This window comes from Streptomyces sp. NPDC048417 (genome assembly GCF_040651615.1).
Classification (GTDB): Bacteria; Actinomycetota; Actinomycetes; order Streptomycetales; family Streptomycetaceae; genus Streptomyces.
This window is the reverse complement of sequence record NZ_JBEZKI010000018.1, coordinates 219,997-242,736: the sequence shown is the minus strand read 5'-3', so window position 1 is coordinate 242,736 and position 22,740 is coordinate 219,997. Positions and strand designations below refer to the sequence as shown.

Below are 22,740 nucleotides of genomic sequence, written 5' to 3'. Positions count from 1 at the left end.
ATGTTTTTATGACGTGTGCACTTCCGATCTGCCGTGTCGGCGCCCCTGAAGGGGCGCGGGGAACTGCGCGACCAGCCCCCACCGGACCCGCGGCCGAAGACGTCGGCCCCTGCGACACAGTCACTCCGCGGCGGACTCCAACGGCTCCCCCGTCGGCCCGCTCTCCCCCGCCGGTTCCACGATCGCGCCCTCCCAGGACACCGCCTTCCAGCCGTCGGCCAAAGAGCCCTCCAGGACGACCACGCCGGTGTTGTCGAGGGGGCGGGCGGCGGCGAAGGGGACGTCGACGTTGTCGGCGCGGGCCGCCGTCCACAGGCGGATCGCGGCGCCGTGGCTGATCATGGCGACCGTCCGGGCGCCGCTCGCCGCGGCCTCGGCGATCACCGCGTCGTAGCGGGCCAGCGTCTCGTCCCCGGTCTCCCCGCCGGGCATGCGCGGCGCGGTGTCCCCGGCCGCCCAGGCGAACACGGTCCGCATGTACTCCTGGCCCCGCTCGGAGTGCCCGGGAAGCAGCTCCAGGTCGCCGGCGGAGACCTCGCGGATGCCGTCGCGGACGATCGGGACGAGGCCGCGGGCGGCGGCCAGCGGCGCGGCGGTGAGCTGGGTGCGGGTCAGCGTCGAGACGTAGAGCACCTCGATGTCCTCGTCGGCGAGGGCCGCGGGCAGGGCCGCCGCCTGCTGCTCGCCGAGCGCGGTCAGACCGGGGCCCGGTACGCCGGTGTCGAGCAGGAAGTCGACGTTGGTCGGGGTCTGCCCATGACGTATGAGGAGCAGGCGCATCCAGAGGGTCCTCTCACTCGACCGCACCGGGTACCGGCACGAAACAGCCACTTCAGGGTAACCGGACCCGCATGAGCCCAGATGTTGACCTGACCGTCCTGAAGCCCGGCCGGCACGCGCTGCGCGACCGGCTGCTCGCTCTCGACCTGAGGGTGTTCGAGGTGGCCGCCGAGCGGAACTGGCCGTTCGCCGAGCCGGTGCTCCCCCGGCTGAGCCGCAGCGCCAACCACGGCGTGCTGTGGTTCGCGGCGGCGGCCGCGGTGGCCGCGTCCCGTACCCCCAGGGCCCGCCGCGCGGCCGTCCGCGGCCTGGCCTCGCTCAGCCTTGCCTCCCTGACCATCAACACCCTCGGCAAGCGCTCGGTGCGCCGGCCCCGGCCGGTCCTGGACCCGGTGCCGGCAGTACGGCATCTGAAGCGGCAGCCGATCACCACCTCGTTCCCCTCCGGTCACGCCGCGTCGGCGGCGGCGTTCGCGGCCGGGGTCGCCCTGGAGTCCCCGGGGTGGGGCGCGGTGGTGGCGCCGGTGGCGTTCTCCGTCGCGATGTCCCGCGTCTACACGGGCGTGCACTTCCCGAGCGATGTGCTCGCGGGTGCGGCCCTGGGCGTGGGCGCCGCGTTCGCCGTCCGCAGGCTGGTGCCGACCCGGGCCCAGATCGGGCCGCCGCCCCGGCCGCGCGCCCAGGCCCCGGCGCTGCCCGACGGGGAGGGCCTGGTGGTGGTCGCCAACCAGGCCTCGGGCAGCTCCGACCGGGTTCGGGCGCTGCGCGACGAGTTGCCGAAGGCCGAACTGGTGGAGTGCGAACCGGAGGAGGTGCGGGCCGAGTTGGAGAAGGCGGCACTACGGGCGCAGGCGCTCGGGGTGTGCGGCGGCGACGGCACCGTGAACGCGGCCGCCCAGGTCGCGCTGCGGCACGGCCTGCCGCTCGCGGTGCTGCCCGGCGGCACCTTCAACCACTTCGCCTACGACCTGAGCGTGGAGGACGGCCGCGGCCTGGGCCGTGCGGTGCGCGACGGCGAGGCGGTCCGGGTGGACGTCGGCCGCTTCGCCTGCGACGGCCAGGAGGGCATCTTCCTCAACACGCTGAGCCTCGGGGTGTACCCGGAGCTGGTGCGCGAGCGGGAGCACTGGGCGCACCGCATCGGCGGCCGGCCCGCCGAGGTGCTCGCGGCGCTGCGCGTGCTGCGCACCGACACGCATCCGCTGGAGGTCGAACTCGGCGGCTCGGCCCACCCGTTGTGGCTGCTGTTCGTCGGCAACTGCGTCTACCACCGGATGGGCCTGACGCCGGGCCGCCGTACCGACCTGGCGGACGGCCGACTGGACGTACGGGTGGTGCACGGCGGCAGGCATCCCACGCTGCACCTGCTCACCGCCGCCCTCGCGGGCCCGCTGACCCGCTCCCCCGCGCACGCGGAGGTGCGGGTCAGCCGGCTGCGTCTCACCGGCCTCAAGACCGGTACCCCGCTCGCGTACGACGGTGAGGTCACCGACGTGAAGGGCGAGGTGACGGTGGACAAGCTGCCGGAGGCGCTGACCGTCTACCGGCGGCACTGACGGACCGTCAGTCCACATCGTAAAACGCGGGTCTCATCATTCGGCATGCGGGCGTAGCGTTGCGGATACCGCGGGACGGGGTCGTCCGGCCCCGTCCGCCTGGTGTGAAGCGAAGGGGCTGGGCCATGTCGAAACCGCAGGAGACCGCCGTCTACACGCACGGGCACCACGAGTCGGTGCTGCGTTCCCACACCTGGCGCACCGCCGCCAACTCCGCGGCCTATCTGCTCGGTTCGCTCAAGCCCCACATGAGGATCCTGGACATCGGCTGCGGTCCCGGCACGATCACCGCCGACCTGGCGGAACTGGTCCCCGACGGCCGGGTCACCGGCGCCGACCACGCGCCGGGCATCCTGGAGCAGGCCCGGGAGACCGCCGCCGGGCGCGGGCTGACGAACGTGGACTTCACGGTCGCCGACGTGCACGCGCTGGACTACCCGGACGACACCTTCTGCGTGGTCCACGCCCACCAGGTGCTCCAGCACGTGGGCGATCCGGTGCAGGCGCTGCGTGAGATGCGCCGGGTCACCAAGCCCGGCGGGTTCATCGCCGTACGGGACTCGGACTACGCGGCGATGACCTGGTACCCGTCAGTGCCGGGCCTGGACGACTGGCTGGGGCTGTACCGGCGGGTGGCCAGGGCCAACGGGGGCGAGCCGGACGCCGGGCGGCGGCTGAAGTCCTGGGCGCTGGCCGCGGGACTGACCGACGTCACCGCCACCTCCGGCACCTGGACGTACAGCACGGCCGAGGAGCGGGCGTGGTGGGGCGGGCTGTGGGCGGACCGCACGGTCGCCTCGTCGTATGCCGAGCGGGCCACGGAGGGCGGTCACGCGACCACCGCGCAACTGCGGGCGATCGCGGAGGCCTGGCGGGAGTGGGCGGCACAGGACGACGGCTGGTTCGCCGTCCTGCACGGAGAAATTCTCTGCCGTAAGTGAGTCTGATCCGCGGAATTCGGGAAACACGGATCGCCAGGAGGTCAGACTATGGTTCCCATTCTGCTGGTACTGCTTCTGGTGCTGATACTTTTCGGTGCCGGATTCGCGGTGAAACTGCTCTGGTGGATCGCGCTCGTCGTGCTCGTGCTGTGGCTTCTCGGATTCCTGGTACGCGGGACGACAGGCACCGGCGGCAGGGGCCGCTGGTACAGGTGGTGAGGCCACCTCCGGTGGCCGATTCACTCGCGCGGCAACAGCGGCCCCAGCGGCCCGAGGTCCGGATTCAGGACCTCGGGCCGCTGCCCGTCGCGGTCCCGGAGCCGGGCCGTGCGGAGAGGTCCGACGGATCGCGGCGCTCGTGCAGGGCGAGGTCGCCGGTGAACGAGTAGAACGAATAGGCCGCCCAGGGTCCGCTGAGTTCCACGCGTATTCCCGGCACCTCGCCCTTCGTGCGGTCCACCAATTCCACGAATTCCTCGCAATTCGCACGCGCCACCAGATAGGCGGCGTCGAGCAGATTCTTCTCCGGAACTCCGGCCGGCACCGCGCTCCGCGGAGGGTGCAGCCGGAAATCCTCGGCGTGCCGGGAAAGCCGCTCGTGCAGGGCACGGGCGAATTTCCCGGCGGATGCCGGATCCGTCTCGCGCCGGTCAGGGTCGGCGTAGAGCGTGACGCCCCACTCGACCCTGCCGTCGAGCCGGTCGAGGGCGTACCGGAAGTCGGCCTCGCAGGCCTCCATCATGATCCGTACGCCGCTGTCGTCCCGGAAGACCGTGCCCGGCCGCAACGGCAGCGGGGTAGTGACCGTGGTGAGCGCGTCGACCACGCCCTGATGGGCGCGGGCGGTCGCGGCCAGCCAGTCCCGGTCGGCCAGGTGCTCCCGCAGGGGCGCCTCGGCGAAGTCACCCTCCGGGACCGTGCTCACGACGGCTACCAGACCATGGTGCCTGAGCAGCCCGGGCGGGGCACCGGCCACGCCGGTGAGCTGGGACTGCAGGGCCGCCTCGAAGGGGCGGCAGACGGCGTACACGTACCGCAGTCCGGCATGTCCGGTCATGGTCCCTCCTCGCGTCGTGGTCCGCGTCGGGCCGCCGGCGCCACCACCGCCTCGGCGCCGCCGGTCATCGCACGATCGCCTCCTCGACCAGCAGGCGGCCGGCCGCCGCGATCGCCTCGGCGTCGATGCCCGCCGCGTGCAGTTGCTGGTCGGGCGCGGCCGAGCCAGGCATGGTCCGCACGGCGAGCCGCACCAGGCGCGGTACCGGCCGGCCGTCGGCGAACGCCTCGGCGACCGCGTCGCCGAGCCCGCCCTCCTCGTGATGGTCCTCGACGGTGAGCAGGCAGCCGGTCTCGTCGGCGGCCCGGTACAGGGTCCCCCGGTCGACGGGCTTGACGGAGTACAGGTCGACCACCCGGATCCGGATGCCGTCCTCGGCGAGCGCGTCGGCGGCCTTCAGCGCCTCGTGCAGGGTGACGCCGGCGGCGACCACGGTCAGCCGGTCAGCGTCGGAGGAGCGCAGCACCTTGGCTCCGCCCACCGGGAACTCCTCGTCCGGCCCGTAGATCACCGGGCTCGCACCGCGCGAGGTGCGCAGATAGCGGATGCCGTCCAGCCCGGCCATGGCCGCGACGAGCTTGGCGGTCTGGTTGGCGTCGCAGGGGTACAGCACGGTCGAGCCGTACAGGGAGCGGAACATCGCCAGATCCTCCAGGCCCATCTGGGAGGGCCCGTCCTGCCCGATCGCGACACCGGCGTGCGAGCCGACCAGGTTGATCCCGCTGCCGCTGATCGAGGCCATGCGGAGGAAGTCGTGGGCCCGGCTGAGGAAGGCGGCGAAGGTGACGGCGTACGGCACCCAGCCGCGCGTGGCCATCCCGACCGCGCCCGCGACGAGTTGCTGTTCCGCGATGTAGAACTCGAAGTAGCGGTCGGGGTGTTCCTTGCCGAAGAGCTCGGTACGGGTGGAGTCGCCGACCTCGCCGTCCAGCGCGACGACGTCGGCGCGGGCGGTACCGAGCGCGACCAGCGCCTTGCCGAAGGCGTCACGGGTGGGGACCTCGTCCCCCTTGTCGTAGCGCGGGAGTTCGAGCGCGCCGGTGGGCACGGAGTGCAGGGCGCGGGCCGCCGGAGGCTCCTTCACATGGACGCGGAGGTCCCGGATGCCGCCCAGTTCGGCGACGGCCTCCTCGGGGTCCGGCAGCGGCTTGCCGTGCATGCCCTCGCGGTCCTCGACGGCGGCGACGCCCCGGCCCTTGCGGGTACGGGCGAGAATCACGGTGGGCTGGCCCGCGGTGCTCGCGGCCTCGGCGCAGGCGCGGTCGACGGCGTCCACGTCATGGCCGTCGATCTGCACGGTGTGCCAGCCGAAGGCCTGGAAGCGGCGGGCGTAGGCGTCCAGGTCGTGGCCGTGCCGGGTGGGGCCGCGCTGGCCGAGCCGGTTGACGTCGACGATCGCCGTGAGGTTGTCGAGATGCTCGTACCCGGCCTGTTCGGCGGCCTCCCACACGGAGCCCTCGGCCAGCTCGCTGTCCCCGCACACCACCCAGGTCCGGTACCGGCCGTGCTCCAGCCGCTTCCCGGACAGCGCGATGCCGACGCCGACCGGCAGGCCCTGGCCGAGGGAGCCGGTGGCGACCTCGACCCAGGGCAGCCGGCGCGGGGTGGGGTGCCCCTCCAGATGGGAGCCGAGCTTGCGGAAGGTGAGCAGTTCGGCGTCGTCGATGGCGCCGGCCGCCTTGTAGGCGGCGTACAGCAGGGGCGAGGCGTGGCCCTTGGAGAGGATGAGACGGTCGTTGCCGGGGTGGGCGGGCCGGTCGAAGTCGTAGCGCAGATGGCGGGCGAGCAGGACGGCCATCAGATCGGCGGCGGACATCGACGAGGTCGGATGCCCGGACTCGGCCGCGGCCGCCGCCCGCACGCTGTCCACGCGCAACTGCTGGGCGAGTTCGACGAGTTCGGCGGTGTTCATGAGACTCCTTCGCAGGGAGTGTCCGTAGCGGTTCCGGGGGCCTTCAGGCAGTTGCCGGCGAGTCCGTGTCCAGCGGCCCAGGCCAGGGCGGTGCGAAGTTCGACGACAGCGGACACGGAAAGTGGTCGGTGGGGTCAGGCGGAGTGGCGTCGGCACGGTGCCGGGCCAGCCGCGCAAGGGTGCGGGCCGCGCGACACCCGGCGAAACCGGCGCCGACGGTCACGGTCCGGGGTCGACGACTCACGGTGCGCCTCCGGGCATGCGTCTTGGTTCCGAGGCTTCCCACGTAACCGTAGGCGGGCCGGCCAAACGCCGCCCGCCGAAGACGCCCCGCCCCCGGAGCGCGGAACCGCGCGACCGGCCGCACCCGCACGGGCAGCCGCCGGCACGGCGGGTGCCCGTCTCAGGCCCGATGGTGCGGCGCCTCCTGGCCGGCGTCGGGCGTCAGGGGCGTGACCGGGGTGATGGGCGGGACCGGCGGCTGCGACGGCATGGGCGGATACGCCGGCCCCGGCGCACCTGGCGGCCCCACGGGCGCCGTCCCGCCGACGACCCGGTGGGGATCGTGCGGCCTCCCGGGCCGGCCGGCCTCCCTCAGCAGACCGGCGACCCCGCCCAGGATCACCGCGGTGACCAGGGCCGCCGCCCACCCCGGCAGCACGATCGCCAGCGCCAGGCCCATGGCCGCCGCCACCGCCGCCCCGGCGTACAGGGCGACCGCGCCGGAGGCGCCGTACAGCAGGGCGGCCCGTCGCCGTTTCCGGGCCTGCTCGCGCAGCTCATCCCGTACGGTCTCGCGTGCGACCTGCGCCAGTTCGTCGACGAGGTCCTTGTCCAGATGTTCGAGATGATCCCGATGTTCCATGCGGCCCGGGTACCCGGACGCGAAAAGCCGTAACAGGAGATCACCGTAGGTGGCGTCTTCCCGTCCGGGGCCAACTAGGCTCGTCGCATGGAGATTCTGGGCGCCTCTCTGCGCATCTGCGTCGACGACCTCGAAGCCGCGATCCCGTTCTACGAACGCCTCTCCGGCGGCAGAGCCCTCCGTTTCGAACGCGGGGGCGTCCAGGTCGCCGCGGTCGGCTCCTTCCTTCTGATGAGCGGCCCGGAGGCGGAGCTGGAGGTGCTGCGCAAGGTGACCGCGACGATCGCGGTGCAGGACGTCGACGCGGCCCATCGGTTGCTGGACGACCTCGGCGCCCACATCCTCGCGGGGCCGGTGCCCACCCCCGCCGGCCGCAACCTGCTCGCGATGCACCCGGACGGCTCGTTGTTCGAGTACGTCGATCAGCACCCGGCCTGATCAGGGGTTCCGCGGCCGCATCCGGAAGTCGTACCGACCGGGCAGCGGCTCGTCACCGAGCCGCGCCCACAACTCGCCTACGGCATCGTCACCTTCCCGCAGGTCGGCGACCTCGAAGCCGTCCTCGAACACGGCCCGGGCCGCTTCCCGCCGCCCCTCCGCGAGCAGCAACTCGGCCGCCAGGAGTCGGAACCGGCCGCGCTCCCTGGTGGCCGGCGGCAGTGCCTCCCAGACGGTGCGGGCGTCCACGACCCGCCGTACCCGCAGCAGCGCTTGAAGGGCCTCGCGGCCCAGCGCGGCGGCGGCCGCCGTCCAGGCCTCACCGTCGTCGCGCCGCTCCCGGCACAGGTCGTCGAAGGCGTCGGCGTACCGCTCGGCGGCCCGCTCGTGGTGCCCGTACTCCTGGTCGGCGACGGCGAGACAGCGCAGCGACGGCCACAGGGACGGCGCGAGCTGGAGGGCCCGCTCCCAGCTCCGGACGGCCTGGGCGCGGTCGCCGGCGTGCCACTGGGCGACGCCGAGGTGGTACTCGGTGTGCGGGTTCGCGGGGGCCGTCTCCAGCATGTCCCGCCAGACCGGGGCGACCAGGGTGGGTCCCGGCGGCCGGACGCGGCGGGGTTCGGGCAGCGTGCCGGTGTGCAGCAGTTCCACCCAGGGCGCCTGCTCCTCGCCCAGCGTCGACTCGGCGAACGGCGTGCCGGGCAGCTTCCAGTCCGTGCGCAGGACTTCGAGGGCGCCCCAGCCGGAGCCGGTGGCGAGGATCTCGCCGGGTGCGGTGTCGGCGTACGGCTGCCACGCCGCGTACGCGGCATCGAGCGCGGTGCGGGGCAGGGCGGCCGCCAGCCGCTCCTCGACCGTCTCCGGTGCCGTCTCCGCCGCCGTCTGCGGCGACTTCCCCGGCGACGCGGGCAGCGGCCCGTACGCCTCCAGCCAGGAGACCCCGCTCTCCGCCTCCAGCCGGACGTGCTCCAGCTGGGTGCGGGCGAGCCCGGCCTGGATCTCGCGGTAGCCGCCGGTGCCGGGTCCACCGAGCCATTCCTGCCAGCGCCGGCCACCGGGACCCGAGCCCCACACGAACAGCTTCCGGCCGCGCAGTTCGTCGGTCGAGGTCTGCACCAGCCCGTGCCCGGCCGCGTCCAGCGCGGCGATCCAGCGGCGTTTGCCGTCCGGTATGTCGTAGAAGTAGTCGGTGGCGTAGGAGTGTTGGGTGTCGTGCGGCGGAACGGGCACCCGGCGCAGCCGGCGTTCGGGCCCGAACTCCCAGGCGTCCGCGGCCGGCACCACGACCCGGCGGTCCTCGGGTACGGCCGTGTTGGACCACCAGTAGAGCGGCACCGGGCGTTCGTGCGGATTGCGGACACGAACGCCCACGTACAGGAAGTCGGAGCCGTCCGGCAGCCACAGGTCGACCTGGAAGGGCAGGTCACGCAGCCGCTCCCACTCCCACAGCCGGAGCATCTCGCCGCCGTCGGGGGCCGGGACGCGGGCCGCGTGCAGCGGGGCGCAGGAGAGGGTGGTGTGGCCGGTGGCACCGATGTTCCATTCGATGCCGCCGGCGTACCAGGCACCGTTGAGGGCGAGGTTGGCGGGCTGGAAGACCGGGTTGCGGTAGAGGAGTTCACGGCCGGTGGGCAGGTGGACGAGGGAGGCGACGCGGCCGCCGAGGCCGGGCAGGACGGTGGCGCGCAGCCGGTCGTTCTCGATCACGAGCGCGTCGACGGCGCGGGGCTCGCGGGTTCCGCCGTAGCCGTCGCGGATCCGTACCGGGAGGAGGCTGCGGAGCGGCTCGTGGCCGAGCTGCCGGGCCATGCCGGCGGGCAGTTCGTCCCGGTCGCGCTCGTCGACACGGTGATCCCCCACTGCCTGAAGGGCGTCGGCGGTGCCCCCATCGTCGAGGGGCCGGAGCGGGGGCAGCGGGTTGTCCGGGCCCAGCTCCGCTGCGGGCAGGGTCAGTACCTCACGTCGGATCCTCGTCACGATCGCCATGGAACCCGGCGCGGGATGAGCTGACCAGGGGAGCTGCCGGTCAGGATTGCGCAAAGGCCGGGCCCGTCCCCGGGATCAGCGCATCTCCGCCGTGATCGCCCACCGCTCGTGGTCCCGCCAGGCCCCGTCGATGTAGATCATGTTCGGCGAGAAGCCCTCGAGGCGGAACCCGGCGCCGCGCGCGAGCGCGATGGACGCGGCGTTGCCGGGCTGGACGTTGATCTCCAGCCGGTGCAGCCGCATCGGCCCGAAGGCGTGGTCCACGACCAGCCCCATGGCCTCCCGCATCAGCCCGCGCCCGGCCGCGTGCGCGAACACCCCGTACCCGAGGGCGCCGCACTGGAAGCCGCCCTCGACGATGTTGTTGATGTTGATGAACCCGGCGATCGCCCCACCGTGCTCCCCGCTGTCCTTCTCGCAGACCAGGAACCCGGCCTTGCTGCGGTCCTCGATCAGCCGGCCCGCGTAGCCGGCGTAGGCCGCGTCCGTGGTGGGCGGGAACAGCCAGGGCTGGTGGAGGTCCTTGCTCTCCCGGGCCCGGGCGATGAACTCGGCGCCGTCCTCGTAGCTGAAGTGGCGGATGCCCACGCGAGGGCCCTCGGCGAGATAGCGGGAAGCGGTGTGCGGCATTCGACCACCCTACGCAAAGCCGGCTACGGCGTTTCGTGAAGCAGGCCCCGCGGTCCCCGCCCCGCACCGGCGTCCGCGTGGCGTCGACCCGCGCGCGAGCGCCGCCGGCCGTACGGCCTCAGCGCAGCGCCGGTTCCAGCAGGGTGAGCGCGCCCGCGTCGGCGTCCAGCTCCGCCGCGACGCCGAGCGGGATCGTCAGGGCCGACTCGCAGTGCCCGAAGCCGAACTCCTCCACCACCGGTACCCCGAGCCCGCCGAGCCGGTCGGCGAGCACCGCCCGCACGCCCTCGTACGGCCCGCAGCAGTCCCAGGACCCGAGCAGGATCCCGGCGACACCGTCGAGCCAGCCGGACCGGAGCAGTTGCGTGATGCTCCGGTCGAGGCTGTAGGGCTGTTCGCCCACGTCTTCCAGCAGGAGCAGCCCGCCGCGCGCGCCGGGGTGGGTGTGCGGGGTGCCGATGCCGGTCGCCAGCAGGCGCAGGCAGCCGCCCACCGTGACGCCCCGGGCCCGGCCGGGCACCAGCGCGCCGCCCCGGCCGGTGATCGTGCGGACCGTCTCCGGGGCGAACAGGGTGGCCCGCAGGTGCTCCTGTGCCTCGGTGCTCTTGGCGAAGTCGACGCCCGCGGCCACCGGCCCGTACAGGGTGGCGAGACCGAGCCGGGTCGCGAACGCCTCGTGCAGCACGGTCCCGTCGCTGAAGCCGACGAAGGCCTTCGGGCCGGCCGCCCGCATCGCCTCCCAGTCCAGCAGGTCGACCAGGCGCTGGGCGCCGTAGCCGCCGCGCGCGCAGAGCACGGCGGACACCGTCGGGTCGCACCAGGCCCGCTGGAGGTCGGCGGCCCGGTCGGCGTCGGATCCCGCGAGGTAGCCCAACTCCCCGTCCCTGGCGAGCACATGGGGTGCCACCACCGGGTCGAGATCCCAGCCGCGCAGGATGTCGAGGCCCGCTTGGAGCCGCTCCTCCACCACCGGCCCGCTCGGCGCCACCACGGCCACCCGTGCTCCGGGGGCGAGTCTCGACGGCCGTACCAGCTCGGTCACTTCACCAGCTCCAACTCGGGGATGCCGGGCACGTTCAGCCCGAACACCTGTGCATACAGAGCGAGTTCGGCCTCCAGGGCGCGGACCATGGTCTCGGCACGGCGGAAGCCGTGGCCCTCGCCCGCGAAGGTGAGGTAGGCGTGCGGCACGCGCCGTCCGTCGAGGTTGGCTAGGAAGCGTTCGCACTGCACGGGCGGGCAGATCACGTCGTCCAGGCCCTGGAGCAGCAGGAAGGGCGCGGCGAGCCGGTCGGCGTGCTCGCTGGGCGAGCGTTCCACATATCGCTCGGGCACCTCGGCCAGCGGTCCGATCAGCGACTCCAGGTACTGGGACTCGAAGTCGTGGGTCTCCCCCGAGCCCCAGGTGGTGAGGTCGAGGACGGGGTAGGCGATGGTGCCGCAGGCGTAGACGTCGGTGCTGGTCAGCGAGGCGGCGGCGGTCCAGCCGCCGGCGCTGCCGCCCCGGATCGCGAGCCGGGCGCGGTCGGCGGTGCCCTCCTCGGCGAGGGCGAGGGCGACGGCCGCGCAGTCCTCGACGTCGACCACGCCCCACTGCTCGCGCAGCCGGTTGCGGTACTCCCGCCCGTACCCGGTGGAGCCACCGTAGTTGACCTCGGCGACCCCGATGCCCCGGGAGGTGAAGTAGCCGATCGCCAGGTCGAGGACGAGGGGCGCCCTGCTGGTGGGGCCGCCGTGTGCCCAGACGACGTACGGCGGCAGCTCGCCGTCGGGGGCGGTGTGGCCGGGGTGGTGGGGCGGGTAGATGTGGGCGTGCACCTCGCGGCCGGCCGGGCCGGTGAAGGTACGGACCCGCGGCTCGGGGTAGTAGGCGGGGTCGACCGGGTCGCGGTGGGGGGCGCCGACGACCCGGGCGCGGCCGCTCGCGGTGTCGAGTTCGATCACCTCACCCGCGGTGCGCGGGCCGGCGCCGACCGCGACGACGCGGGTGCCGTGCGCCGCGAGGGTGGGGGCGAACTCGGTCCAGTGTCCGGCGGCGTCGACGAGTTCACCGGACTCCGGGTCGAGTATCCCGAGTGCGGTCGACCCCCGGCCGTGGACGACGGCGATCAGCCCGTTGTCCAGCGGGGCGAACCAGCGCTGGCCGAGCCTCCAGAGCGGCCCGGCGAACTCCTCCTCGCGCGGGGCGAGCGAAGCGAGACGGGGGTCCCCCCGCCCGGAGGGTGGGGAAGGGGTGCCGTCGCGGTAGAGGTTCCACCAGCCGCTGCGGTCGCTCGCGTACAGGAGGCGGTCGTCCTTCGTCCATTCGACCTGGGCGATGGACTCCTCGGGCCCGCCCGCGACCGTGCGGATCCCGTGCAGCACACCGTCGTCACCGACCTCGCCGACCAGCAGCTCCGTGCCGTCCCACGGCATCCGCGGGTGGTCCCAGGCGAGCCAGGCGGCCCGCCGCCCGTCGTGCGAGAGCCGCGGCCCGGTCACGAACCGGTGCCGGTCGTCGGCGAGTTCGCGTACGGCGGCCCGGTCCTCGGCGGCCGAGCCGTCCAGCGGTACGGCGGCGAGCACCCGCCGCACGTCGCCGGGGCCGTCCCCGGTGAACTCCTCAAGGACGCACCAGACCTCACCCCGTTCGAGCAGCAACCGCGGTTCGGCCCAGCGGAGTCCGGGCGGGGTCAGCGGGCGGGGCTCGGCGCCCGGCTCGTACCGGTACAGCCGCTGGTCGTCGAAGTGGACGAAGACCAGCAGCGGTTCGCCGCCGGCGGCGGGCACGGCACCGGCCCAGGGCTGTCCGCCGTACTCGATGACCCGGCTGCGGACGTTCCACGGCGCGGGCAGCACGGACTCCCTGGTGCTGCCCCGCACCAGGGTCCGGCGCCCGCCCTCCCGCGGGCGGGGTTCGGTCCACCAGGTCTCGCCGCCGACGAACCCCACCCACTCGGGGCTGCCGTCGTGCGCGGCGGCCAGGGCCGCGTCGATGGGCGAGGACCAGGAGCCGTACGGCTTCGTCTCCACGATGTCTCCTATGCCGTGCGCAGGAAGCGGTCCAGGACCCGGACGCCGAAGTGCAGGGCCTCGACGGGGACGCGTTCGTCGACGCCGTGGAACATGGCCTGGTAGTCGTAGCCCTCCGGCAGCCGGAGCGGTGTGAAACCGTAGCCGGTGATGCCGAGCCGGGAGAACTGCTTGGCATCGGTGCCGCCCGACATGCAGTACGGCACCACATGCCCCTCGGGCGCGAACTCCTCCACGGCGGCGCGCATCCGGGCGTACGTGGGTGAGTCGAGCGGCGCCTGGAGGGCGACCTCGCGGTGGTGGAACTCCCAGTCGACGTCGGGCCCGGTGAGCCGGTCCAGCGTGGCGCGGAACTCGTCCTCGGCGCCGTACAGATGGCGTCCGTCGACGAAGGCGACGGCCTCGCCGGGAATGACGTTGACCTTGTAACCGGCGTTCAGCATGGTCGGGTTGGCGCTGTTGCGGACGGTGGCCTCGACAAGTTTGGCGGCCGGGCCGAGCTTGTCGAGGAGCAGGTCGACCTCGGTGAGGTCGGGCTCGATGCCGTAGAGGGCGGCCAGTTCGGTGAGGGCGGCGGTGACCGTCGGGGTGAGGCGGAGCGGCCAGGTGTGCTCGCCGATGCGGGTGACGGCGGCGGCGAGCCGGGTGACCGCGTTCTCCTTGTTGACCTTGGAGCCGTGTCCGGCCCGGCCGCGCGCGGTGAGCTTCAGCCAGCCGGTGCCGCGCTCGCCCGCCGCGATGGGGTAGAGCTGCCGCCCGGTGCCGTCGTGGAAGGTGAAGGCGCCCGACTCGCTGACGCCCTCGGTGCAGCCCTCGAACAGCTCGGGGTGCCGGCCGGCGAGGAAGCCCGAGCCGTCCTCGGCGCTGGCCTCCTCGTCGGCGGTGAACGCGACGACGATGTCCCGGCGCGGCCGTACCCCCTCCCGGGCCCAGGCCCGCACCACGGCCAGGATCATCGCGTCCATGTTCTTCATGTCGACGGCGCCCCGGCCCCACACGACCCCGTCGCGGATCTCCCCGGAGAAGGGGGCGACGCTCCAGTCGGCGGCCTGCGCGGGCACCACGTCGAGGTGCCCGTGGACGAGGAGCGCGTCGGCCGACGGGTCGGTGCCCTCGATGCGGGCGACGACGTTGGTGCGGCCCTCCGTCCGCTCCAGGAGGATCGGCTCCAGACCCGCTCCCGCCAGCCGCTCGGCCGCGTACTCGGCGGCGGGCCGCTCCCGGCAGTCGCCGCCGCCGAAGTTGCTGGTGTCGATCCGGATCAGCTCGGAGGTGAACCTGACCACCTCGTCCAGCGCCCGCTCGTCAGCCATACTGCTCCTCCACGGCGGCCGAGACGATCGTGGTGACCGCCTTGAAGGTGCGGATGCCGTCGTACATGGTCCCCTCGGTGTACGCCACCTTCCGCTCGCCGGTCCGCTCCACGCCCGGGACCACGGTGGCGGAGAGGGCGAGGTGCTCGGCGTCGAACTCCAGGGCGACGGTGAACGGCCCGCCGGTCACGGGTTCGTGCCGCACCGCGAGCCCGGCCGCGTCCTTCGCGGCGGCGCGGATGTCGGCGGCGGTCCTGGCCGGGGTACGGCAGACGGCCGCGTACCTCGACACGTGGTCCTTGACGGCGACCTTGAGCGCCTCGGGGGCATAGCCGAGGGCGTCCTCGCAGGCCAGGTCGTCGCCGGTGACGAGGACGACCGGGACCCCGTACTCGGCGACGACATGGGCGTTGAGCAGGCCCTCGCTGGCGCGGACGTCGTTGAGCCAGACGCCGGTGATGGAGTTGGCGAGGTAGGTGTGGGCGAGGACGCCCTCCATGCCGGCGCCGGTGTGGTAGCCGACGAAGGCGATGCCGTCGACGTCGCCGTGCTGGACGCCCTCGACCATGGAGAGGGTCTTGTGGCGGCCGGTGATCATCTCGGCGCGTTCGTCGAGCTGCTCCAGGAGCAGGTTGCGCATGCTCCAGTGGGCCTCGTTGATGAGGACCTCGTCGGCACCGCCGTCGAGGAAGCCGAGGACGGCGGCGTTGACGTCCGAGGTGAACATCGACCGGCACCGCTCCCACTGCGGCGTTCCGGGCAGTACGTCGCCGGGCCAGGTCACCCCGGTGGCGCCCTCCATGTCGGCGCTGATGAGGATCTTCATGCGGGCCCGCCCCCTCGCAGGTCAGAGGCTTGTTGTCCGGCTGGTGACAACAGTTTCCGACAGCATGCACCAGTGAGGGGGATCTTCATGCTGCTTCACGTTACGCGTCGGCGAGGGAACTTCCTACAAGGCGGAGAGGAGGTTGAGCCCGCTGCCGGACCTCAGCACCGCGCAGACCACGGACCTGGGACCCACATGCGTTCCCCAGGACACCCAACCCGCCGCCAGGCACAGCAAGAGCACAGGTCAGACGCCCAGCATGAGAGGTAGAGCAGGTGCCTTCCAAGCACTTGCCTCGTCCAAGCCGAGCAAAGCGCACCCCGTGGCAGCTCCCGGCCGTTCCCCTGTGCCTCGCGAGGAATCGGCCTGGCTGTGACAACGGGTCCGCTCGAAAGGCGGCACCGTCCACGAAACACCCGCGGCGTCCAGAGCCGTGCCGACCAGTGCGCCTTCGCGCCAGCGGGGGGGGTGGTCCATCCTCGGGTTCCAGCAGCAGCGTGGAAGAGGCCGGGTCCACGCCGACGCGGGGGTGTTCGGCAGTTCGATGTGGTGACAGCAGCAGCGCTGGCACCCGGGCCACTCGGGTTGACAGAGTCTGAACTGCAACTGGGCAGCCCATCGGGGCCCGGTGGCCACGCGCTGGCCTCAAGCCGATGGAACACCCGAGCACCCTACGTGGGTACCGACCGCCAGCAGGCCCTCGCCCACGACCGGGTGTGGGCCTCCGGCCGACCACCACTCGACGTCCCAAGAGGCGAACGTTGCCTGAAGCGGCACTAGTTGCAGGCGGTTCGTAACCACGACGCCCCGCCGTTCACCCCGATCCCCCGAGGACCTGCTTACGAGGGACCTCAAGGCCGTACCCCTTTCGGCTCACCATATCGAGTCATATGACTTTTGTTCCTGTTTCGATAAGTGGTGGCCAGCGGACACTCGCAGCGACACCGCACCCGCTCTGACTGGTCCGCGGTGCATTGCGCGAGCCGTTCTTCCCCCCTCCGCGAAGGGACGTCTCCCTTTCATGCCCACCAACAACAAGACCCGCACTGGGTCGGCGCCGAGGAAATCGGCGTCCTCCCAGGACAAGCTGATCGAGTCCTTGAAGCAGTACATCCGCACGCGCGGTCCGGACCTGCTCGCAGACCCCAACGTGTCGTCCGTCGGGATCGGTCACAAGCTCAAGAACGGCACCCGAGGGAAACAGATTGCGCTGCAGTTCACGGTCAAGCAGAAGGTCGAGCCGGAAGCACTGGAGGCGCTGGGCACGACCCGGATACCGGAGACCGTCACGGTGGACGGGGTGGAGGTGCCGACCGACATCATCCAGCGCAGCTACCAGGCCCACTTCCGCGTGGTCGCGGAGGTCGAGAAGCCCGAACGAAAGACCCGCCTCAACCCCGTCGCCCCGGGGGCCAGTGTCGGTGGCGTGACGGTCACGGCCGGCACCATCGGCTGCATCGTGTTCGACAGGACTGACGGCACCCCGTACGTGCTCAGCAACTGGCATGTACTGCAAGGCCCGGACGGTCAGCTGGGCGAGGAAGTCGTCCAACCCGGCCGGTTCGACGACAACGAGATCTCCCGCAACCACCTCGGCGTCCTGAGGCGGTCCCACCTCGGCCCGGCCGGCGACTGCGCCGTGACCACCATCGAAGAGGGGCGGACCTTCGATCCCAGGATCTTGGGACTTGACGTGGCACCCCAGGAGTTGGGCGAGGCGGCTCTGGGAGACAAGGTCGTCAAGAGCGGGCGGACGACGGGCGTCACCCACGGGATCGTCCGCCGCATCCACACGATGGCCAAGATCGACTACGGTGGCGACGTCGGTGAGAAAACCATCGGCTGCTTCGAGATCGGGCCCGACAACGAGCACCCGGCGGCAGACCAGCAGATCAGCAGCGGCGGCGACTCGGGTGCGGCCTGGCTGTTCAAGCAGAACGGCCGGCCGAGCAAAGTCATCGCTGGACTGCACTTCGGCGGCGAAAGCGCCGGCGACCCCGACGACCACGCGCTGGCCTGCCTTTCCAGCTCCGTCTTCGAGAAGCTCGACATCGCCCTGCAGCAGCCCTCTCCCGAGGAGGTGCAGCCCCTGCGGGGCTACAACCCGGACTTCCTCAGCGAGCAGATCGACATACCTCAGCTGACCGCAGAGATCAGCGGGGACGCCATACGCCTCAGTGGCTCCGAGGTCATCCCGTACACGCACTACTCGCTGACGCTCAGCAAGAAGCGGCACTTCCCCTTCTGGGTGGGCTGGAACATCGACGGCGGGACCCTCAAGAGGCTCAGCCGGACCGGCATACCCTTCGTCAAGGACCCGCGGCTACCCTCGAACACGCAGGTCGGGAACGAGCTGTACGAGGCCAACCGGCTCGACCGCGGCCACATAGCGCGCCGTGCGGACCTGATCTGGGGCAGCATGCCCGAGGCACAGAAGGCGAACACCGACTCGTTCTTCTACACCAACATCACCCCGCAGATGGACGACTTCAACCAGAGCGCCAAGAACGGCCTGTGGGGCGAGCTGGAGGACGCCGTCTTCGCCGACGTCGACGTCGACGACCTCAAGGTGAGCGTCTTCGGTGGGCCGGTCCTCCAGGACGACGACCGCGTCTACCGGGACGTGAAGATCCCCCGTGAGTTCTGGAAGGTCATCGCCTTCGTCGAGCGAGGTGAGCTGAAGGCCAAGGCGTTCTTGCTCACGCAGAACCTGGACCAGCTCGAAGCCCTGGACCTCGACGAGTTCCGCGTCTTCCAGGTCACCCTCGACGAGATCGAGGAACGAGCCCACATCCGCTTCCCCACCGCCCTTCACAAGGGCGACCACCTGCTCGTGCCGGAGGCGGTGGCCGAGCGAAGGCCATTGGATGACCTGGCCGACATCCACTGGGACTGACCGGGCGGCCCGCCGGCGTGTCTCGTCAAGCCACAGCGCGTGAGACACGCCGGTTCCTCACGGTTTTGGATCGCCACCGACCGCCAGGCCCGGCGATTGACCTCAGGGCCGTTGACGCGCCGGTCGCGGTGGAAGTCCGGGCTCCCTTGCACGCAGAAGTCCTTGGGCGGGTAGTTCTCCGGGCCCGGACAGGTGTCCTGGGAAGCCTTGGGACTCAAGGTGCAAGGGAGCCGAAAAGACCATAATGTAATAATTGGAGCGTTTAGGGGTGGTCTTCTCCCTCGTCGGAGGGGTCTGCGGTGGTTCCCGTCACCGCCAGACTCACAGCACCGTCAGGAGACATGATGGCCACCCAAAAAGCCGGGCCCCGCGCTGTCTCGGTCTACGCACTCGCCGGCATCCGGCTCTTCAACGGAGTCACCGGGCTGCTCGCACCCGACCTGCTCATCCGGCGCCTCGACCCCGATCGTGAGCCGCCCAGCCCGGTGGCCGTGTACGCCTTCCGGCTGTTCGGGATCCGTACGATCCTGCTCGGCCTCGATCTGCTGACCAACCGCGACGAGCGGCTGCGGGAGGACCTGCGCGACGGCGTCCTGATCCACGGCAGTGACACCGCGACGGCGGCCACGCTGGGCCTGAGCGGTCGGCTTCCCCCGCGTACCGCGGCACTGACCACGCTCATCTCGGCCGCCAACACGTTCCTGGCCGCCACTTCGCTCGCCAACTCGGGCAAGGGGAAGCGGAAGTGACGGGCGGACCCGGTGCCGATTCCCCGGCCGAGACGGGTTTCGACTACATCGTCGTCGGCGCCGGAGCGGGCGGCGGACCGCTGGCAGCCAACCTCGCCGCCGCGGGCATGCGCACCCTGCTGCTCGACGCGGGCGGCGCCCCGGAGAACGACAACTACCTGGTGCCCGCCTTCCACGCGGACGCCTCCGAGGACCCCGTCCAGTGCTGGAACTACTTCGTCCGACACTATGCCGACGAGCAGCAGCAACAGCGCGACAGCAAGCTCGTCCCGGACCGGGGCATCCTCTACCCGCGTGCCGGAACGGTCGGCGGCTGCACCGCGCATCACGCGCTGATCACCGTCTATCCGTACAACCGCGACTGGGACGCGATCGCGGAGGAGACCGGCGACGCGACGTGGCACAGCACGGCCATGCGCCGGTATTTCGAGCGGCTGGAACGCTGCACCTACCGGCCGAGGCCCAAGGAGCCACCTGCCAATCCGCTGCTGGCCGCGCTGCTGAAGGTCCTGCCCTTCACGCGCGCTCGCTACCGCGACGAAGCACGCCACGGTTTCGACGGCTGGCTGCCGACCGCCCTCGCCGATCCCGAACTGGCTGTCCAGGACAAGCAGTTGCTGAAGGTCATCGTCTCGGCCGCGGAGGACGCGCTGGCCGACTTCCTCGACCGGCCGCTGTCCCCGCTGGAGGGGTTCGGCTCCTTCGTCGACCCCAACGACTGGCGGGCGCAGACGCACGCCCTGCAAGGGCTGTGGCAGATCCCCCTCTCCACGGCGAACGGACGGCGCAGCGCCGTTCGCGAGCGGGTCCAGGCCGTACAGCGAAGCCGTCCGGACGACCTGGTGGTCCGGACGAACGCGCTGGCGGCCCGGATCGTACTGGACGGGAACGGAGCCGCGGCCGGAGTCGACTATCTGGACGGCGCGCACGCCTACCGGGCCGACCCCGCGAGCCGGCCGGACGCCGGGCCGCCGGGCCTGCGCAGGGTCCTCGCCTCCCATGAGGTGATCCTGGCCGCGGGTGCCTTCAACACACCCCAACTGCTCATGCTTTCGGGCATCGGACCGCGTGAGGAGCTGCGACGGCACGACATCCCCGTACGGGTCGACCTCCAGGGTGTGGGCGCGAATCTCCAGGACCGGTACGAGGTCGGCGTGGTCAGCCGGATGGACCGCGAGTTCCCGGTCCTCAAGGACTGCTACTTCCACGCGCCGCGACCCGGGACCGAACCGGACCGCTGCTACCGGTCCTGGCAGCGCGGCGAAGGTCTTTACACGACCAACGGCGCCGTCGTCGGTGTCACCCGCAAGTCCCGTCCGGAGCTGGACGCACCCGACCTGTTCATCTTCGGCGGCCCTTTCGACTTCCGGGGCTACCGGCCCGGCTACTCGCTCGACCTGACACTCCACAAGGACCGTTTCACCTGGGCCGTCCTCAAGAGCCGCACCCACAACACCGGGGGCCGGGTGCGGCTGCGCTCCACCGACCCCTGTGACACCCCGCTGGTGAACTTCCACTACTTCGGCGAGGGCACGGACAAGGACGCCGTGGATCTCGAAGCCATGGCCGGTGCCGTCGAGTTCGTGCGCCGGATGAACCGCCGAGCCGGCTCCGTGATTCTGGAGGAGTTGTGGCCCGGCGAGGACGTCGACGGCCACGACGGCGTTCGCCGTTTCGTGCAGGACGAGGCCTGGGGCCACCACGCGTCCTGCACCTGCCGGATGGGACGGGCGGACGACCCTTCGGCCGTCGTCGACAGCGAGTTCCGGGTGCGCGGAGTGGACCGCCTGCGGATCGTCGACGCCTCGGTCTTCCCCCGCATTCCCGGATTCTTCGTCGCCGCCCCCATCTACATGATCAGCGAGAAGGCGAGCGACGTCATCCTCGCGACCGCCCAAAAAGCCACCGCCCAAGGAGTATCGCGATGAGCAGACAACGACGCGCCGCACGAGGTTCCGCAGCCGGATACCGTACGTCACTGCCCTGGCGGATCATCACCGCCGGTGCCCAATACGTGGACCGGCGCATCGGCTGGGACAGACTGCCCGTCCTTCCGGGCCTGCTGACGCTCCTCGGACTGCGCATCAGGCTTCGGCAGAAGAACCTCCACGACACGGGCCGACTGCCCTCCGTCAATCTGCCCGATCCCGCGCCCCCCTCCGAGACCCACAAGGTCAACCGGACCGCCGACGGCAGCCACAACGACCTCGCCGAGCCTCGCATGGGCATGGCGGGCACCCGCTTCGGCCGGAACATCCCGCTGGACCGGATCGCACCGGCCAGACCCGAGGACGTACTGTCCACGCCGAACCCGCGCGAGGTCAGCCGCACCGTGTTCACCCGCGACGAGCTCATCCCCGCCGAATCGGTCAACTCGCTGGTCGCCGCCTGGCTTCAGTTCATGGTCCGCGACTGGTTCAGCCACGGGACCAGCCCCACGGAACGGCCCTGGGAAGTACCCCTCATGGACGACGACCCGTGGCCGGAACACCCCATGCGGATCATGCGGACACCGGACGACCCGACCCGCGACCCGCGGGCACCGGCCGGAACACCCGACACCCGCGTCAACGTGTCCTCCCACTGGTGGGACGCGTCGCAGATCTACGGGAAGAACGAGACCGAGCAGCGCCTGATGCGCACCGGTGAGCTGGGCAAGCTGCACCTGTGGGACGACGAGCAGTCCCCGGTCCCCTCGGACCCCTCCCAGGACCCCTCGCACGTCCCCGGCTTCTGGCTGGGCCTCGCCATGATGCACGACCTGTTCGCCCGTGAGCACAACGCGATCTGCGATCACCTGCACGGCGCGTACCCGTCCTGGAACGACGAGGAACTCTTCCAGCGCGCCCGGCTCGTCAACGCCGCGCTCCTCGCCAAGATCCACACCGTGGAGTGGACACCGGCCGTGATCAGCCACCCCACCACCGTCAAGGCACTGCGCGCCAACTGGTGGGGCATCGCGGGCGAGCGCGTCCACGACCTCTTCGGCCGGATCGGCGACAGCGAGGTCGTCAGCGGCATCCCCGGCGGCGAGACGGACCACTACGGCGTCCCGTACTCCCTCACCGAGGAGTTCGTGGCCGTCTACCGCATGCACCCGCTCATCCGCGACGAGTGGCATCTGCGCTCCGCCGCCGACGACACGAGCCTGCGCAACTGCACCCTCCGCGACATCTCGGGCCCCGGGGCGCTGAAGGTCCTGGAGACCACCGAGATGGCCGATCTGCTCTACAGCTTCGGCACGCTCCACCCCGGACTGGTCACCCTGCACAACTTCCCCAGGTTCCTGCAGGAGTTCGAGCGCCCCGACGGGCAGCTACAGGACCTCGCCGCCACCGACATCCTGCGCTCCCGGGAATTCGGTGTCCCCCGTTACAACCAGTTCCGGCGGCTGCTGCGGCTGAAGCCCGCGGCGAACTTCCTGGAGCTGACGGAGAACCGCGCGTGGGCCGAGCAGATCCAGTGGCTCTACGACGGCGACATCGAGAAGGTCGACCTCACGGTCGGGCTGTACGCGGAGAAGCTGCCGGCCGGATTCGCCTTCAGCGACACGGCGTTCCGCATCTTCATCCTGATGGCCTCCCGCCGGCTGAACAGCGACCGCTTCTTCACCGAGTACTACACCCCCGAGGTGTACTCCAAGGCCGGTATGGCCTGGATCGACGACAACAGCATGATCACGGTGCTGCTGCGCCATCACCCGGAGCTGCGCACGGCCCTCACCGGGCTGACGAACGCCTTCGTGCCGTGGCACACCGCCGGAAGGACGGTGACCTGAC

Annotated in this window: 18 protein-coding genes; 8 read left to right on the top strand and 10 right to left on the bottom strand. The window is 71.6% G+C overall.

The features are described 5' to 3' along the window. Positions 1-120: 120 nt before the first annotated feature. A complete protein-coding gene (locus AB0D59_RS28235) occupies positions 121-780 on the bottom strand; it encodes a histidine phosphatase family protein (RefSeq protein WP_362570909.1) in 660 nt (219 codons plus the stop codon). A 71-nt stretch (positions 781-851) separates the two neighbouring features. Between AB0D59_RS28235 and AB0D59_RS28230 the strand changes: the two genes are divergently transcribed. From AB0D59_RS28230 to AB0D59_RS28220, 3 genes are all read left to right on the top strand, one after another. Then, positions 852-2,336: a phosphatase PAP2 family protein gene (locus AB0D59_RS28230; protein ID WP_362570907.1), complete on the top strand. Its 1,485-nt coding sequence runs from the start codon at positions 852-854 to the stop codon at positions 2,334-2,336. A 125-nt stretch (positions 2,337-2,461) separates the two neighbouring features. Next, positions 2,462-3,277, top strand: a complete 816-nt coding sequence (locus tag AB0D59_RS28225) for a class I SAM-dependent methyltransferase (protein WP_362570905.1) — start codon at positions 2,462-2,464, stop codon at positions 3,275-3,277. Positions 3,278-3,325: 48 nt separating this feature from the next. Further along, a complete protein-coding gene (locus AB0D59_RS28220; RefSeq protein WP_351730305.1) occupies positions 3,326-3,496 on the top strand; it encodes a hydrophobic protein in 171 nt (56 codons plus the stop codon). A 64-nt stretch (positions 3,497-3,560) separates the two neighbouring features. Here AB0D59_RS28220 and AB0D59_RS28215 read toward each other — a convergent pair whose 3' ends face one another. From AB0D59_RS28215 to AB0D59_RS28205, 3 genes are all read right to left on the bottom strand, one after another. Further along, positions 3,561-4,334, bottom strand: coding sequence for a GvpL/GvpF family gas vesicle protein (locus tag AB0D59_RS28215; protein WP_362570901.1), 774 nt, complete (start codon positions 4,332-4,334; stop codon positions 3,561-3,563). A 64-nt stretch (positions 4,335-4,398) separates the two neighbouring features. Continuing rightward, positions 4,399-6,246 (bottom strand): transketolase, encoded by a 1,848-nt coding sequence (locus AB0D59_RS28210; protein ID WP_362570898.1) that lies wholly within the window; start codon positions 6,244-6,246, stop codon positions 4,399-4,401. A gap of 403 nt (positions 6,247-6,649) precedes the next feature. Next, positions 6,650-7,111 carry a phage holin family protein gene (locus tag AB0D59_RS28205; protein WP_362570895.1) on the bottom strand — a complete coding sequence of 154 codons (462 nt, stop codon included), beginning with the start codon at positions 7,109-7,111 and terminating at the stop codon, positions 6,650-6,652. Positions 7,112-7,198: 87 nt separating this feature from the next. On the opposite strand from AB0D59_RS28205, the gene AB0D59_RS28200 reads away from it, so the two are divergent. After that, positions 7,199-7,549 (top strand): VOC family protein, encoded by a 351-nt coding sequence (locus tag AB0D59_RS28200; RefSeq protein WP_362570892.1) that lies wholly within the window; start codon positions 7,199-7,201, stop codon positions 7,547-7,549. On the opposite strand, the gene AB0D59_RS28195 is transcribed toward AB0D59_RS28200, so the two are convergent. From AB0D59_RS28195 to AB0D59_RS28170, 6 genes are all read right to left on the bottom strand, one after another. Next, the gene (locus tag AB0D59_RS28195) at positions 7,550-9,535 is read right to left on the bottom strand and encodes a DUF5107 domain-containing protein (RefSeq protein WP_362570890.1); all 1,986 of its coding nucleotides are present in this window, start codon (positions 9,533-9,535) and stop codon (positions 7,550-7,552) included. It abuts the gene before it with no gap. Between the two features lie 75 nt (positions 9,536-9,610). After that, positions 9,611-10,165, bottom strand: coding sequence for a GNAT family protein (locus AB0D59_RS28190; RefSeq protein WP_362570887.1), 555 nt, complete (start codon positions 10,163-10,165; stop codon positions 9,611-9,613). Positions 10,166-10,283: 118 nt separating this feature from the next. Further along, entirely contained in the window at positions 10,284-11,207 is a 924-nt protein-coding gene (locus AB0D59_RS28185; protein ID WP_362570886.1) for an LD-carboxypeptidase, read from the bottom strand. Further along, positions 11,204-13,189 (bottom strand): LpqB family beta-propeller domain-containing protein, encoded by a 1,986-nt coding sequence (locus AB0D59_RS28180; protein WP_362570941.1) that lies wholly within the window; start codon positions 13,187-13,189, stop codon positions 11,204-11,206. Before AB0D59_RS28180 ends, AB0D59_RS28185 begins: the two co-directional genes overlap by 4 nt. Continuing rightward, positions 13,186-14,490 carry a M20/M25/M40 family metallo-hydrolase gene (locus tag AB0D59_RS28175; protein WP_362570883.1) on the bottom strand — a complete coding sequence of 435 codons (1,305 nt, stop codon included), beginning with the start codon at positions 14,488-14,490 and terminating at the stop codon, positions 13,186-13,188. Before AB0D59_RS28175 ends, AB0D59_RS28180 begins: the two co-directional genes overlap by 4 nt. Then, the gene (locus AB0D59_RS28170) at positions 14,483-15,316 is read right to left on the bottom strand and encodes a M55 family metallopeptidase (RefSeq protein WP_362570880.1); all 834 of its coding nucleotides are present in this window, start codon (positions 15,314-15,316) and stop codon (positions 14,483-14,485) included. The genes AB0D59_RS28175 and AB0D59_RS28170 overlap by 8 nt, the downstream gene beginning before the upstream one ends. Before the next feature lie 1,021 nt (positions 15,317-16,337). Here AB0D59_RS28170 and AB0D59_RS28165 point away from each other — a divergent pair. The 4 genes from AB0D59_RS28165 (at position 16,338) to AB0D59_RS28150 (ending at position 22,739) form a co-directional block, all read left to right on the top strand. Next, a complete protein-coding gene (locus AB0D59_RS28165) occupies positions 16,338-18,212 on the top strand; it encodes a DNA/RNA non-specific endonuclease (RefSeq protein ID WP_362570877.1) in 1,875 nt (624 codons plus the stop codon). Positions 18,213-18,553: 341 nt separating this feature from the next. Further along, entirely contained in the window at positions 18,554-18,961 is a 408-nt protein-coding gene (locus tag AB0D59_RS28160) for a hypothetical protein (protein WP_362570874.1), read from the top strand. Next, positions 18,958-20,889 carry a GMC oxidoreductase gene (locus AB0D59_RS28155; RefSeq protein ID WP_362570871.1) on the top strand — a complete coding sequence of 644 codons (1,932 nt, stop codon included), beginning with the start codon at positions 18,958-18,960 and terminating at the stop codon, positions 20,887-20,889. The genes AB0D59_RS28160 and AB0D59_RS28155 overlap by 4 nt, the downstream gene beginning before the upstream one ends. Next, positions 20,886-22,739, top strand: a complete 1,854-nt coding sequence (locus tag AB0D59_RS28150; RefSeq protein ID WP_362570868.1) for a peroxidase family protein — start codon at positions 20,886-20,888, stop codon at positions 22,737-22,739. The genes AB0D59_RS28155 and AB0D59_RS28150 overlap by 4 nt, the downstream gene beginning before the upstream one ends. Position 22,740: the final 1 nt, after the last annotated feature.

Coding starts and splice junctions, on each gene's coding strand:
- AB0D59_RS28175 (WP_362570883.1), bottom strand. CDS start 14,490: ATGGCTGACGAGCGGGCGCTGGACGAGGTGGTCAGGTTCACCTCCGAG.
- AB0D59_RS28210 (WP_362570898.1), bottom strand. CDS start 6,246: ATGAACACCGCCGAACTCGTCGAACTCGCCCAGCAGTTGCGCGTGGAC.
- AB0D59_RS28190 (WP_362570887.1), bottom strand. CDS start 10,165: ATGCCGCACACCGCTTCCCGCTATCTCGCCGAGGGCCCTCGCGTGGGC.
- AB0D59_RS28230 (WP_362570907.1), top strand. CDS start 852: ATGAGCCCAGATGTTGACCTGACCGTCCTGAAGCCCGGCCGGCACGCG.
- AB0D59_RS28205 (WP_362570895.1), bottom strand. CDS start 7,111: ATGGAACATCGGGATCATCTCGAACATCTGGACAAGGACCTCGTCGAC.
- AB0D59_RS28235 (WP_362570909.1), bottom strand. CDS start 780: ATGCGCCTGCTCCTCATACGTCATGGGCAGACCCCGACCAACGTCGAC.
- AB0D59_RS28160 (WP_362570874.1), top strand. CDS start 18,554: ATGATGGCCACCCAAAAAGCCGGGCCCCGCGCTGTCTCGGTCTACGCA.
- AB0D59_RS28150 (WP_362570868.1), top strand. CDS start 20,886: ATGAGCAGACAACGACGCGCCGCACGAGGTTCCGCAGCCGGATACCGT.
- AB0D59_RS28225 (WP_362570905.1), top strand. CDS start 2,462: ATGTCGAAACCGCAGGAGACCGCCGTCTACACGCACGGGCACCACGAG.
- AB0D59_RS28200 (WP_362570892.1), top strand. CDS start 7,199: ATGGAGATTCTGGGCGCCTCTCTGCGCATCTGCGTCGACGACCTCGAA.
- AB0D59_RS28215 (WP_362570901.1), bottom strand. CDS start 4,334: ATGACCGGACATGCCGGACTGCGGTACGTGTACGCCGTCTGCCGCCCC.
- AB0D59_RS28165 (WP_362570877.1), top strand. CDS start 16,338: ATGCCCACCAACAACAAGACCCGCACTGGGTCGGCGCCGAGGAAATCG.
- AB0D59_RS28170 (WP_362570880.1), bottom strand. CDS start 15,316: ATGAAGATCCTCATCAGCGCCGACATGGAGGGCGCCACCGGGGTGACC.
- AB0D59_RS28195 (WP_362570890.1), bottom strand. CDS start 9,535: ATGGCGATCGTGACGAGGATCCGACGTGAGGTACTGACCCTGCCCGCA.
- AB0D59_RS28220 (WP_351730305.1), top strand. CDS start 3,326: ATGGTTCCCATTCTGCTGGTACTGCTTCTGGTGCTGATACTTTTCGGT.